This is a genomic window from Sphaerisporangium album (genome assembly GCF_003323745.1).
Classification (GTDB): Bacteria; Actinomycetota; Actinomycetes; order Streptosporangiales; family Streptosporangiaceae; genus Sphaerisporangium; species Sphaerisporangium album.
In genome coordinates this window covers 48445-62618 of sequence record NZ_QOIL01000017.1, presented here as the reverse complement: position 1 = coordinate 62618, position 14174 = coordinate 48445, and the positions used below count along the sequence as shown (strand labels likewise).

General features: G+C 75.2%; 6 protein-coding genes. 2 read left to right on the top strand and 4 right to left on the bottom strand.

Features of this window, described 5'->3' with window-relative positions; all coding sequences use genetic code 11:
- Positions 1 to 29 precede the first annotated feature (29 nt).
- Positions 30 to 8183, top strand: a complete 8154-nt coding sequence (locus DQ384_RS27475) for an amino acid adenylation domain-containing protein (RefSeq protein WP_425451520.1) — start codon at positions 30 to 32, stop codon at positions 8181 to 8183.
- A 92-nt stretch (positions 8184 to 8275) separates the two neighbouring features.
- On the opposite strand, the gene DQ384_RS27470 is transcribed toward DQ384_RS27475, so the two are convergent.
- Positions 8276 to 8533 (bottom strand): hypothetical protein, encoded by a 258-nt coding sequence (locus DQ384_RS27470; protein WP_114031786.1) that lies wholly within the window; start codon positions 8531 to 8533, stop codon positions 8276 to 8278.
- Between DQ384_RS27470 and DQ384_RS27465 the strand changes: the two genes are divergently transcribed.
- Positions 8526 to 8735: an MbtH family protein gene (locus tag DQ384_RS27465; protein ID WP_114031785.1), complete on the top strand. Its 210-nt coding sequence runs from the start codon at positions 8526 to 8528 to the stop codon at positions 8733 to 8735. The two genes, DQ384_RS27470 and DQ384_RS27465, sit on opposite strands and share 8 nt — an antisense overlap.
- Positions 8736 to 8938: 203 nt before the next feature.
- Here DQ384_RS27465 and DQ384_RS27460 read toward each other — a convergent pair whose 3' ends face one another.
- The 3 genes from DQ384_RS27460 to DQ384_RS27450 form a co-directional block, all read right to left on the bottom strand.
- Positions 8939 to 9853: an iron-siderophore ABC transporter substrate-binding protein gene (locus DQ384_RS27460; protein ID WP_245966823.1), complete on the bottom strand. Its 915-nt coding sequence runs from the start codon at positions 9851 to 9853 to the stop codon at positions 8939 to 8941.
- A 233-nt stretch (positions 9854 to 10086) separates the two neighbouring features.
- Positions 10087 to 12279: an ABC transporter ATP-binding protein gene (locus DQ384_RS27455; protein ID WP_425451519.1), complete on the bottom strand. Its 2193-nt coding sequence runs from the start codon at positions 12277 to 12279 to the stop codon at positions 10087 to 10089.
- Entirely contained in the window at positions 12276 to 14003 is a 1728-nt protein-coding gene (locus tag DQ384_RS27450) for an ABC transporter ATP-binding protein (protein WP_425451521.1), read from the bottom strand. The genes DQ384_RS27455 and DQ384_RS27450 overlap by 4 nt, the downstream gene beginning before the upstream one ends.
- Positions 14004 to 14174: the final 171 nt, after the last annotated feature.

The window sequence follows — 14174 nt, the reverse complement described above, 5'->3', positions numbered from 1 at the left end:
CACGCCCGCCGCGAGGGCCGGGCGCCGGCGTGGACGCCGCTGCCCGTCCAGTACGCCGATTTACCCTCTGGCAGCGCAGCCTCCTCGGCGACCCCGCGGACCCCGCCGACTCCGCCGCCGAGGGCGCGCGTCAGCTCGCCTTCTGGACGGCGGCGCTGAGCGGTCTGCCCGAGGAGATGGCGCTGCCGCTCGACCGTCCCCGCCCCGCCGAGCCCACCGGCCGGGGCGGCACCGTGCGCGCCGAGCTGCCGGCCGGCACCGCCCGCGCGCTGCGCGCCCTGTCCGCCGAGACCGGGACCAGCATGTTCATGCTGTTCCAGGCCGTCGTCGCCGTCCTGCTGCATCGGATGGGCGCGGGCACCGACATCGTGCTCGGCTCCCCGATCGCCGGACGCACGGACACCGCGCTGGACGACCTGGTGGGCTTCTTCGTGAACACGCTGGTGCTGCGCGCCGACCTGTCCGGCGACCCGACCTTCGCCGAGCTGCTGGCGCGCGTGAAGGAGGCGGACCTCGCCGCCTTCGAACACCAGGACCTGCCGTTCGAGCGGATCGTCGAGGCCGTCAACCCGCCGCGCGTGCCCGGACGCAACCCGCTCTTCCAGGTCATGCTCGGCTACCACCACCGCCCCGACGGCGACCCCGACGTGCTCGGCATGCCCACCGAATGGCTGCCGGCCCGCGTCGAGACGGCCAAGTTCGACCTCGACTTCACGTTCGTCGACCACACCGGCGAGGACCGCGTCGTCGTCCTGCTGGAGTACGCCGCCGACCTCGCCGACGAGGCGACCGCGCGCACGCTGCTGGAGCGGACCGTCGCGGTGTGCGGCCTGCTCGCCGCCGACCCTGATCGGCGCGTCGGCGCGCTGCCGATCCTCACCGAGGAGGAACGCCGCGACGCCCTCGGCGCCTGGAACGACACCGCCCGGCCCGTCGAGCCGCGTACCGTGCCCGCGATCTTCGCCGACACCGTCCGCGCGTACGGCGAGCGGGTGGCCCTGGTCGCCGGGGGCCGCAGGCTGACCTTCGCCGAGCTGTCCGCCAAGGTGAACGGCATCGCCGGGCTGCTGCTGTGGCGCGGGGTGGGCGAGGGGGACGTCGTCGGGCTGGCCCTTCCCCGGGCCGAGATGGTGCCCGCGATCCTCGGCGTGCTCGCGACCGGCGCCGCCTACCTGCCGCTGGACCCGGGGTACCCGGCCGAGCGGCTGGCGTACATGCTGGACGACGCCGCCCCCGCCGTCGTCCTCACCAGCCCCACCCTCACCCCGGCCCTGCCCTCCGCCACACCGACCCTGCCCCTCGGCACGCCCGACGCCCTCCCGGCCCCACTCCCGGACGCGCTCCCCGCCCCACTCCCGGACACGATCGCAGACGCGCTCTCCGACCGGCGCCGGGACGCACGTCGGGACCGGCGCCGGGGCGTGCCGCTCTCCGGCGCGATCCGACCTGAGGCCCCCGGCGTTCCTCCGCTGCCCGGCGAGCGCGTGCCGGCGTCGGCGGCCGCGTACGTCATCTACACCTCCGGGTCGACCGGCAGGCCGAAGGGCGTGGTCGGGATCCACGGCGGTCTGAGCAACCTGTTCGGCGGGCAGCGCGAGGACGTCATCGAGCCCGCGCGGTCGGCCTCAGGACGCGAGACGTTGCGCGCGCTGCACGCCGCGTCGTTCGGCTTCGACGGTTCCTGGGAGCCGCTGCTGTGGCTGCTGGCCGGGCACGAGCTGCACGTCCTCGACGAGACCACGATGACCGACCCGGCCGCCCTGCTGCGCTACGTGGAGGACGAGCGTCTGGACTACGTCGACCTGACCCCCACCTACGTGCAGGAATTGACCCACCACGGATTCCTCGCGCCCGGCGGGTACGTGCCCGGCGTCATCACGGTGGGCGGCGAGGCCGCCCCCGCCGCCCTGTGGGACCGGCTCACCGCGCTCCCCGGCACCCTCGTCCACGACCTGTACGGCCCGACCGAGTGCACGGTGGACGCCTACGGCCGCCACGCGGGCGACCACCTTCCAGGGCCGGTACCCGTGCCGGACAGGCCGGGCGACCACGCCGCCGGGGCCGTCCCCAGGTCCGGTCGGGCACGGGGTTCGTGGGCGGCGCCGGTCGCCAATATTCGCGCGCATGTGCTTGACGCGGTGCTCCAGCCGGTGCCCGCGGGTGTGGCCGGCGAGCTGTACCTGGCGGGGGAGGGGCTGGCCCGGGGCTACCTGGGCCGTCCCGGGCTGACCGCCGAGCGGTTCGTCGCCGACCCGTACGGGCCGCCCGGCACGCGCATGTACCGCACCGGCGACCTGGCACGGCGCCGCCCCGACGGCACGCTCGTCTTCCTCGGCCGCGCGGACGACCAGGTCAAGCTGCGCGGCTTTCGCATCGAGCCGGGCGAGATCGAGACGGTCCTCGCGACCCACCCCGGCGTCGCCCACGCCGCCGTCGCCCTCCGCGAGGACACCCCTGGCGCCCCCCGCCTCGTGGCCTACGTGGTCCCGGCGTCCGGCTCGGGTGCGCCGGGGGGCGTCGTGTCCGAATCGCCCTCCAGCGGTGGTCCGTCCTCCGGGAGCGGTTCGTCTTTCGGCGGTGCTTCGTCCTTCGGCGCGGACTCGCCCTCCGCTGCTGCCGGGGTCGGCGCCGAGGGAGGCATCGTCGAGGGGGCCGTCGTCCGCGGGGCCGGCACAGTAGAGGTGCTGGACCACCGTGCGTTGCGGGCGTACGTCGCGGAGGTGCTGCCCGAGCACATGGTCCCGGTGGTGTACGTCGAGCTTTCCACGCTGCCGAAGTCGGCCGGTGGCAAGCTGGATCGCCGCGCGCTGCCCGCTCCGCCCGGCTCTCCGGCTCCGCTCTCCGGACGACGGCCCCGCGACGCGCGCGAGGAGATCCTGGCCGAGCTGTTCGCGGCCGTCCTGGGGACCGGGCACGTCGGCGTCGAGGACGACTTCTTCGCGCTCGGCGGGCACTCGCTGCTGGCGATGCGGCTGGTCAGCCGCGTGCGCGCGGCACTCGGCGCCGAGCTCACCCTGCGCGAGGTCTTCGAGTCTCCTACCGTGGCCCGGCTCGCCCGCAGGCTGGGGGAGGCTGGCGGTTGGGGGTCCGTTCCCGCCGTCGCGGAACGGCCGGACCCGGTTCCGCTGTCGTTCGCCCAGCGGCGGCTGTGGGTGCTGTACCGGCTGGAGGGGCCGAGCGACACCTACAACATCCCCATGGCCTGGCGCCTGACCGGCCCCCTGGACGCGGCGGCGCTGGAGGCGGCCGTCCTCGACCTGGCCGTCCGGCACGAGAGCCTGCGCACGATCTTCCCCGAGCGGGACGGCGACCCGTACCAGCTCGTCCTCACCCCCGAGCGGATCGGCGCCATCCCCGGCCACGAGCGCGGCAACGGCCGGAGACACCCCGCGTCGGACCGTGTCCAGCCGTCCGCGGGCAGGGGCTCTGATGACGGTCGAAGCGTCCCCGGGTCGGATCGTGTTCACGTCGCCGCAGGCCGCGAGTGGGACGGGAGCAGCGCCGCCGGGGACGGAGCCGTCCGGGTCACCGCCGCGCCCGAGCCTGTCACCGAGGGGGAGCTGCCCGGACGGCTGGCCGAGGCGGCCGGGTACCGGTTCGAGCTCGACCGGGAGCCGCCGCTTCGCGCCCGGGTGTTCCGGCTCGGCCCGGACGAGCATGTGCTGCTGCTGGTCGTCCATCACATCGCGGGGGACGAGTGGTCCGACGCGCCGCTGTGGCGTGACCTGGCCGCCGCGTACCGGGCCCGGCTGGACGGCCGCGCGCCCGCGTGGGCGCCGCTCCCGCTGCAGTACGCGGACTACACCCTCTGGCAGCGAGACCGGCTCGGAGACCCCGGCGACCCGCGGAGCCGCCAGGCTCGCGAGATCGCCTACTGGAAGCGGGCCCTGGCCGGGCTGCCCGAGGAACTGGCGCTCCCCGCGGACCGTCCCCGCCCGGCCGAGAGCAGCCACCGTGGCGGCGCCGTCGGCCTGTCGCTCGGCCCCGGCCTGGAGCGCGGGCTGCGCCGCCTGGCCCGCGAGCACGGCGTCAGCATGTTCATGGTCGCCCAGGCCGCCGTGGCGACGCTGCTGCACCGGCTCGGCGCGGGGGACGACATCCCGCTCGGCGCGCCCATCTCCGGCCGCGCCGACGAGCGCCTGGAGGACCTGGTCGGGTTCTTCATCAACACATTGGTGCTGCGCACCGACCTGTCCGGCGACCCGACCTTCGCCGAACTGCTGGCCCGCGTCAGGGAGGCGGACCTGGCCGCCTATGAGCACCAGGAGGTGCCGTTCGAGCGGCTGGTGGAGGTGCTGAACCCCGCCCGCTCGCTGGCCAGGCACCCCCTGTTCCAGGTGATGGTCGCCTACCTGACCGGCGGCGACGGGGGCCCGGCGTTCCCGGGGCTCGCCGCCCGCCCCGAGCCGCTCGGCCAGGAGTCGGCGAAGTTCGACCTCAGCTTCGACTTCATCGAGCGGGGCGAGGGCCGGGGCATCGAGGGCTATATCGAGTACAGCGCCGACCTGTTCGACCACGAGACCGTCGAACGGCTCGCCGAGAGGCTGGTGCGCGTGCTGGAACAGGTGGCCGCCGACCCCGGGCTGCCCGTCGGCGCCATCGAGGTCCTCGGCGCCGCCGAACGCGACACCATCCTCACGACCTGGAACGACACCACCCTCCCCGCCGCCCGTGACGCGGCCGCCGTCCGTGGTGGCGAGCGCGGCGGTGAGCCCGGCACGGTGCCCGCGCTGTTCGAGGCTCAGGCGGCGGCGACCCCGGACGCCGTCGCCGTCGTCTCGGGGGCGGTCCGCTGGACGTTCGCCGAGCTGAACGAGCGCGCCAACCGGCTCGCCCGTCTGCTCGCCGCCCGAGGCGCGGGGCCCGAGCGGGTCGTCGCCCTCGCGCTGCCCCGCTCGGCCGACTTCGTGCTCGCGATCCTCGCCGTGATGAAGGCCGGCGCCGCTTACCTGCCCGTCGACACGGATCTGCCGGACGAGCGGGTGCGGGCCATGCTCGGCGACGCCCGGCCCCTGCTCGCCGTCACCGCCGGAGAGGCCGCCGCCGGGCTGCCGGACGCGGAGGTGCCGACGGTCAGGCTGGACACCGCCGAGACGGCCGCACTGCTCGCCGCCCTGCCCGGGGACGACCTCGCCACGGGACCGGACCCGCTGCACCCGGCGTACGTCATCTACACCTCCGGCTCCACCGGCCGCCCCAAGGGCGTCGTGGTCTGCCACGGCGGCGTCGTCAACCTCTTCCGTAGCCACCGCGCGACCCTGTACGACCCGGCCAAGCGCGCCACCGGCCGCCGGGCCCTGCGCGTCGGCCACGCATGGTCGTTCTCCTTCGACGCCTCCTGGCAGCCGCAGCTCTGGTCGCTGGACGGGCACGCCCTGCACATCCTGGACGACGAGACGCGCCGCGACGCCGAGCTCGCCGCCGAGGCCGTGCGGCGCGAGGGGATCGACTTCATCGAGGTCACGCCGTCGTTCCTCACGCAGATGGCCGAGGCGGGCCTGTTCGCGGACGGCGACGGCCCGCTCGCCGTGGTCGGGGTCGGCGGCGAGGCGGTGCCGGACTCGCTGTGGAGGCGACTGGCCGCCCTCCGCTCCACCGAGGCGTTCAACCTCTACGGCCCCACCGAGGCCACCGTGGACGCCCTCGTCGCCCGCGTCGGCGACAGTGAGCGCCCGCTGGTCGGACGTCCGGTCGCCGGGGCCCGCGCCTACGTGCTCGACGCCCGGCTGCGGCCCGTGCCCCCGGGCGTCACGGGAGAGCTGTATCTCGCGGGTGCGGGCCTGGCCCGGGGGTACCTCCGCCGCCCGGGTCAGACCGCCGAACGGTTCACCGCCGACCCGTACGGCCCGCCCGGCACGCGCATGTACCGGACCGGCGACCTGGCGCGCTGGACCCGCGACGGGCGGCTGGAGTACGGCGGGCGCGCCGACGACCAGGTGAAGATCCGGGGGTTCCGCGTCGAGCCCGCCGAGATCGAGGCCGTGCTGGACCGGCACCCGTCGGTGGCCCACGTCGTCGTCACCCCGCGCGAGGACGACCACGTCACCCGCCTGGTCGCCTACGTCGTCCCTACCACCGGCCCCACCACGACTCCCGCCCCCGGTCCCGCCCCCGGCCCTGTGACCGGCCCTGTCGCCGTCACTGCCTCGGTCGACGGCCCGGTCACTGCCCCGGTCACCGGCCCCGTCACCGGCCCCGTCACCGGTCTCGACGCCGATCCGGCGGAGCTGCGTGCCTTCGTGGCCGCCGCGCTGCCGGACTACATGGTCCCCGCGGCGGTGGTCGTCCTCGACGCGCTTCCGCTGCTGCCCAACGGCAAGCTGGACCGCAGGGCGCTCCCGGCGCCCGACTATGGCACCGGGGGCGGGCGTGAACCCTCCGGCGAGGCCGAGCGCGCCCTCGCGGCCGTCTTCGCCGAGGTGCTCGGCGTGCCGCGGGTCGGTGCCGACGACGACTTCTTCGCCTCCGGCGGGGACAGTATCGTCGCGATCCGGTTCGCCGCCCGGGCCCGCGCGGCGGGCGTCCGGTTCAGCCCGCGCCAGGTGTTCCGGCACCGCACGGTCGCGGCCCTGGCCGCCGTCGCCGTCATGGCCGGCCCCGAGACGGCGGCCGCGACGCACGACGACGGCACCGGCACGGTTCCCCTGACCCCGATCATGCGCGCCACGCTGGAGCGCGGCGGGCCGATCGCGGGGTTCCACCAGGCCGCGTTCGTGCTGACCCCCGCCTCCCTCGACCTCGACGGGCTGCGCCGGGTGCTGCAGTCCGTCGTCGACCGCCACGACATGCTGCGAGCCCGCCTCGAACGGGCCCCCGGCAAGGACGACGGCGGGCTGTGGACCTTGCGGGTGGCCGCGCCCGGGACGGTGGACGCGGCGTCCCTGATCGTGCGGGTCGAGACGTCCGGCGACGAGGAGGCGCTGCGGGCGCTCTACGTCGAGCAGGCGCTCCAGGCTCGCTCGCTCCTGGATCCGGAGGCGGGCGTCATGGTGCGCGCGGTCTGGTTCGACGCCGGGCGCGACCGTCCGGGGCGCCTGCTGCTGATGGTCAACCACCTGGTCGTCGACGGGGTGTCCTGGCGCGTCCTGCTGCCCGACCTCGCCGCCGCCTGGAGGGACGTAGCGGCGGGCGGGACGCCTTCGCCGCCGCCGGTCGAGACGTCGTTCCGCCGCTGGTCGGAGCGACTCCGGGAGCGCGCCGTGGATCCGGCGCTGGAGGCCGAGCTGCCGATGTGGACGCGCATGCTGGAGGGCGGCGAACCGCTGCCGCTGGCCCGTCCCTTGGACCCGCGGCGCGACCTCGTGGCCACCGCGAAGTACCTGTCACGCGCGTTGCCGGAGGACGTCACCGAGCGCCTGCTCGGTCGCGTCCCCGCCGCCTTCGGCGCGACGGTCAACGACGTACTCCTCACCGCGCTCGCCCTGGCCGTCGCCGACTGGCGCCGCCGCACGCCCGGCGGCCTCGCGAGGCCCTGGGATGAAAAGGACGATTCGGACCCGTGCACCGGGAAGGCCGGAGATGACGTTCCCGGCCTGGGCGCCGAGGAGACCCGCCACAGGGGTCCCGGCGCGGGCAGGGGGGAGCAGGGCGGCGGCGGGAGCGGGTACGCCGTGCTGGTCGACCTGGAGGGGCACGGTCGTGAGGAAGGGCTGGTGGGGGAGGCGGACCTGTCGCGTACGGTCGGCTGGTTCACCAGCGTCGTCCCGGTGCTGCTGGACCCGGGCGCCGTCGACCTGGACGACGCGCTCGCGGGCGGACCGGCCCTCGACGAGGCCGTGGAGCGGATCAAGGCGCGGCTCGCGTCCCTGCCGATGGCGGGCCTCGGGCACGGCCTGCTCCGGCACCTCAACCCTGTGACCGGGCCCGAGCTCGCCCGCCTCGGTGAGGCGCAGATCGAGTTCAACTACCTCGGACGCTTCGGTGGCTTCGAGGCAGCCGACTGGTCGTACGCGCCCGAGGAGGAGCCCGGCGACCTCGACGCCGACCCGGGCATGCCGCTGTCCCATCCCCTGACGGTCAACGCCCTGACCGAAGATCGCTCCGGCGGCCCGGTGCTCACCGCCCAGTGGTCCTTCGCCGCCGAACTGCTGACCGAGGAGGCGGTCGCGGACCTCGCCGGTACCTGGTTCCAGGTGCTACGCGCGGTGGTCGGCCGCGCCGAGACGATCGACACCCGGCGCTGACCCGGCGCACACGACAATGAGATCCATCTCGCCGGCATCACCGCACCACCGACATCGGGCCCGCCGCCCGAGAACAACCGCGGCACGAAGGATCAGGCCGCGAACGCCCTGACCACGAACGCCCTGACCACGAACGACCGAACCACGAACGACCGAACCACGAACGACCGAACCACGAACGACCGAACCGCCAACGACCGAACCGCGAACGACCGAACCGCCAACGACCGAACCGCGAACGACCGAACCGCCAACGACCGAACCGCGAACAGCGTGACCGCGAAGAACGCCTTTGGAACACGCGGCCATGAGCCCGGCCGATCCCGACAAGAGGAGAAGAAAGTGACCAACCCCTTCGAGAACCCCGACGGCGTCTACTCGGTGCTCGTCAACGGTGAGAACCAGCACAGCCTCTGGCCGGAGTTCGCGGAGATCCCGGCGGGCTGGACGCTCGTCCACGGCCCCGGCCCCCGCCAGGAGTGCCTGGACTACATCGAGAGCAACTGGACCGACATGCGCCCCAAGAGCCTCATCGACCGCCAGGGCGGATGACCGGCGGAACCGCTCATCACCGACCCACGACGGGCACACGACAGAGGCGTGGCCGCCGGACCAGGACAGGTCCGGCGGCCACGCCTTTCGTATCCGCCCTTCCGCCTGGGAAGCCCGCCGTCGCCGTCGAGCCGTGAGCCCGGATCGGGGGCATCACTGGGGAGGTCGGGCGCCGTGGTGGCGGCGTCGGGTGCGGGCCCCGGTCAGGACCGCGGGTCGGGGACCTCGGTGGCCGGGTCGCCGTCCACGGCGGCGGCGAGTTGGGGGACGAGGCGGTCCAGGGTGTACGGCAGGCTCAGCACCGAGACGAACGACAGCGCGTTGCCGTAGTCGCCGCTCTCCTTGACGAACACCTCGCGGGCCTGCCTGACCACGTCCAGGTCGGCGTACAGCTTGTCCTGGTGTAGCTTGGCCGGGTCCGTGGCGGGGTCGCCGACGATCCACACGATGGCCTTGGCGTCGAGCAGGTCGGTCCGCTCCTTGCTGATGTTCGCGCCGAACGCGTCCCCGACCGCCTTGTCCAGGCCCTCCGGAATCGCGAAGCCGAGCGAGGTGAGGATGCGCGCGCGGCCGTCCTGCGAGCCGTACACGAAGACGCCCTCGTAGGGGGTGGCGATGACGCCGGTCGCGCCCGCGAACTGCGGGTGCTCGGCCTTCGCCGCGGCGAAGCGGTCCTCGACGCCCTTGACCAGCGTCCTGGCCTCGGCCTCCTTGCCGAGAGCCCTGCCGATGATCTCGGTCTGCCGCTGCCACGGAACCCCGTAGTCGGCGTACTCCCCGGGCTGGGCAACCACAGGGGCGATCTTCGACAGCGTCTCGTACTGCTCCTTCGTCACCCCCGAGTACACCGCGAGGATCAGGTCGGGGGCCAGGGCGGCGATCTTCTCGGCCTGCGGGCCGGTGCCGGTGTCCTTGAGCACGGTCGGGGCGGTCGCGCCGTTCAGCTTCGCGCTCGCCCACGGGCCGATCGCGCCCGGATAGCCGCCGAGCCACTCGGTGGTGCCGACAGGGACCGAGCCGAGCGCCACCGCGGCGTCCTGGTCGGTCAGACCCACCGTGACGACCCGTTCGGGTGCGGCGGAGATGGTCGTGCTGCCGAACTTGTGCGTGATGGTCACAGGAAAGGCGGTGGACGCCGGCGTGGAGCCGCTGGCGGCGGGAGCGGCCGAACCGGTGGAGTCGCCAGAGCCAGAGCCAGAGCCAGAGCCAGAGCCAGAGCCAGAGCCAGAGCCTGAGCCGCAGGCGGCGACGGTGCCGAAGAGCAGGACGGACGCGAGAGCCGCGGCCGTGCGGACGCCTCTCAGAGTGCGGAGCATCGGTTGTTCCTTCGTGTCGGACAGGTGGTGCGGGATCATGGGGTGAGGAGAGGGCCGGACGCCGGGCCGGACAGGGCCTCCGAGTCGTGGGCCGGGGCCGGGGGAAGCTCGGAGCGGGCCTGTGACCAGGCCTTCCACAGCGCCGCGTAGGGTCCGCCGGCCGCGCGCAGCTCGTCGTGGTGGCCGCTCTCGACGATCCGGCCGCCGTCCATGACGACGACGCGGTCCGCCGTGGCGGCCTGGGTGAGTCGATGGGCGACGATCAGGGCGGTTCGGCCCTCGATCGCCCGCTCGGCGGACCGCTCAAGCACGCGGGCGCCGGCACTGCCGGCCTCGGCCGTCGCCTCGTCGAGCACCGCGATCGGAGGGTCGGCCAGCACCAGCCGGGCCAGGGCGAGCTGCTGCACCTGCGCGGCGGTGAGACGGTGGCCGCCCTCGCCGACGACCGTGAGCAGGCCCTCGGGCAGCGCCTCGGCCCAGCCGAGCGCGCCGACCCGGGCGAGCGCCGCGCGCAGTTCCTCGTCGGTGGCGTCCGGCCCGGCCAGTCGCAGGTCCTCGGCCAGCGGCCCGGCGAAGACGTGCGTCTCCTGGGTGACCAGGGCGACGACGGGTCGGGTCGTGCCCGGTCCGGGAACCAGGGCGTCCCTTTCGGGTACGGGCAGCCGCACCGATCCGGTGGCCGGGGTGTGGACGCCCGCGACGAGCTTGGCGAGGGTCGTCTTGCCCGCGCCGCTGGCGCCGATCAGGGCCACGCGCTCGCCGCGCGCGAGGCGCAGGTCCACGTCGCGAAGTACGGGCCTGCCCGGCTCGTACGCGTGACCGAGGCCGACGATCTCCACGGCGACGTCCGCCTCGGCCGCCACCACGCCCTCGGCGGCCGGCGGCTGTGAGGTGACCGCCCGTGAGGCCGCCGGCGCCTCGGACATGGCTCCCCGGGACGCCGCGCGCTCCTCGGGGGCCGTCCCCACCTGGGAGGTCGCTCCCTCGGAGGCCGCCCGCGTCTCGGAGGTGGGCGGGGTCGGGGGCGGTTCAGGAACGGGCAGGTCGGTGACGCCGACGAGGCGGGCGAGGCCGGCGGCGGCGACCTGGGCGTCGTCCATCAGGACCAGGGCCGAGTTGACCGGGCCGAACAGGCTGTGGAAGTAGAGGGCGGCGGCGGTCGCCGTGCCGAGGCTGGCCGACCCGCCGCGCACGAGCAGGAGCCCGGCCAGCAGCACCGCCGCCAGGCCCGCGTACTCGGCGATGTGCAGGCGGCTGTAGAAGCGCAGCACCAGCCCGACGCCGCGCATGGTGAGATCGAGCGCGGCCCGCGACCGCCCGGCGGCCTTCCCCGCGTGCTCGCGCTCCAGGCGGAACGCCCGCACGGTGGCGGCGCCGCCGATGGTGTCGAGCAGTTGCTGCTGCATCTCCCCGGCGGCGACGCGCTGCCCGGCGTACAGCGGGACGGCGCGGCGGACGTACCAGCGCGCGGTGTGGAGCTGGACGGGGACGGCCACCAGCGCGGCGGCCAGGAAGCGCCAGTCGAGCACGGCCAGCGCGGCGAGGGTCAGCACGATGGTCAGCAGCGAGCGGGCCAGTTCGGGCAGAGCGGTGCGCACCGCCTCGGCCACCCGGGAGACGTCGGCGGTGACGCGGGCGGTCAGGTCGCCCGAGCCCGCCCGTTCCAACTGCTCCAGGGGAAGCCGCAGCGCCCGGTCGACGAACCGCTCACGCAGCCGGGCCAGCATGGTCTCCCCGAGCCGGGACACCAGTGAGAGACCGAGCGCCGTGGCGAGCCCCTGCGTGACCGCGACCACCACCAGCAGCACCACGGGCTCGGTCAGCGCGCCGGGCGGGCGCCGCTCGGCCACCAGGTCCACGACCCGCCCGAGCAGCGGCTGCGTCAGCAGGCCGATCGCGGTCGCCGCGACCATGACGGCGAACCCGCCGGCCGCCGCCCCGCGGTGAGGACGCAGCGACTCTCGTACGGCGGCCCAGGTCCGCCGGGGTGTGGCGGTGGGCAGCAGCTCACGGCCGGCACTTCCTCCACCGGGCCGGGATCCGGCCCTCGCGGCCATTCCGGGCGCGGTGGCCCCCTCGGGTGTGGCGGTTTTCTCGGGTGCGGCTGTCTCGGGCGCGGTGGCCCCCTCCGGTACGGCGCTCGTCTCAGGCGCGGTGGTCGTCTCGGGTGTGGTGGTCTCTTCCGGGGCGGCGGTGGTCTTCGGTGTGCCGAGGGTGCGGTCGTTCATGCCAGGACCGCCGTCCGGTAGGTGATGTCGTCCCGGAGCAGGTCGGCGTGCGGGGCCGAGCCGGTGATCCGCCCGCGGTCGAGGAGGACGACGTGGTCGGCGATGGCGAGGAGCGCGGGGCTGGTGGTCACCAGGATCGTCGTGCGGCCCCGGCGCAGGTCGCGGATTCCGGCCGCGATCCGTGCCTCGGTGACGGCGTCGACGGCCGTGGTCGGGTCGTGGAGGACCAGCACGGGCCGGTCGGCGGCCAGGGCGCGGGCCAGGGCGACCCGCTGGCGCTGCCCGCCCGACAGGGACCGCCCGTGCTCGCCGACCAGTGAGTCCAGGCCGTCCGGCAGCGCACGGGCGACCTCGTCGGCCGCGGCCGCCTCCATCGCCCGCCCGAGATCGGCCGCAGCCTCCATCGCCCGGCCCGGATCGGCCGCCGCCTCCGCCGCCGGCCGGGGAGCGTCCGGGATCGGTACGCCGGCGGCTCCCTCCACCACGGTGACGTCACCGCCGTGTGGTGTCCCGGCGTCGTCGCGGAGTCCGGCCGTGACGTTGGCCCGCAGGGTGCCGGCGAACAGGTCCGCGTCATGCGCGGCGACCAGGATCGCCGTGCGCAGGTCGGCGGGGGAGAGGTCGCGCAGGGGGACGCCGTCCAGCTCCACCGTTCCGCTGTCGGGGTCGGACCGTCGCCCGAGGCAGCGCAGCAGGGCCGCCGCGTCCGCCGGGTCGGTGGCGGCGACGCCGAGCGTGTCACCGGCCGCGACGTCGAGGTCGAGGTCGCGCAGCCCGCCGTAGGTGACGCCGCGCAGCCGCACCGCGCCGCGTACCGGGACGGGCAGCGGACGGCCGCCGGGGACGACAGCCGGCGGAGCGGCGAGGACCTCGGCGATGCGCGCCGCCGACGCGCGTCCCTGCGCGAACTCCGCGTTCACCCAGGAGAACGTCTCCAGCGGCCCGAGCAGGAACAGCGCGAGCCCGACCGCCGAGACCAGCTGGCCCAGGCTGATGTCACCCTGCGCGGCGAGCCGTCCTCCGACCAGTGCGACGACGGCGATGAAGCCCCCGGTGAGGGCGAGCACCACGCCGTTCTGGAGCGCCTCGGCGCGCGTCGCCCGCAGGGTCGCCGCCAGCGAGTCACGGCTTGTGCGCCGGTAGCGGGCGACCGCCGCCGCCTCGGCGCCGATGCCCTTGAGCACCCGCAGCCCGGCCACCAGGTCGGCGGCGACGCCGGAGGCGTGCGCGGCGCGCTCCTGCTCGGCCTCGCTGCGGTGTTCCAGCGGCTTGCTCAGCAGGTGCCCGAGCCAGAGCAGCACCGGCGTGCCCGCCAGCACGGTCAGCCCGAGCGGCACCGAGACGCGCAGCAGGGCCACCGCACCCACCAGCAGTCCGGCGAGGGCCGAGACGGCGGACATCAGCGCCATGTTGACCGCGCCGGCGCGGCGGGCGTCCTCGGTCGCGATGGAGGTCAGCGCACCGGGCGGGCGGCCGTTCCCGGCGCCGCCGCCGGGGTCGAGCACGCGCCGGACGAGGGCGACGCGCAGCGCGTGGGCGGCCTGCTCGGCGGCGCGTTCCCCGGCGCGGGCGCCGAAGCGGAAGCCGAACGACAGGGCGAGGTAGACGACGGCGAGGGCGGCGAGCCAGCGCAGCAGCGCGCCGAGGTCGCCGCGGGCGATGGCCTGGTCGACCACGACGCCGATCAGGACCGGGACCAGCGCCTCGCCTGCCTGGTGGGCCATGCCGAGCGCCGAGCCGAAGGCGACGCCCCGCCACTGTCCCTTGACCGCGCGGCCGAGAACCGCCCGCCCTGACCTGCCCACACGTCTCCCCTTCGGTTCACCGCCCGGCCAAAACTTAGGTTAGGCTACACTAAGTTGACGTTGCCGAACGAGACCCGATGGGGCACCGAT

Bases quoted from the DNA above. Each gene is read 5' to 3' on its own strand.
- DQ384_RS27455 (WP_425451519.1), bottom strand. From the start codon at position 12,279: ATGAACGACCGCACCCTCGGCACACCGAAGACCACCGCCGCCCCGGAA.
- DQ384_RS27450 (WP_425451521.1), bottom strand. From the start codon at position 14,003: ATGGCCCACCAGGCAGGCGAGGCGCTGGTCCCGGTCCTGATCGGCGTC.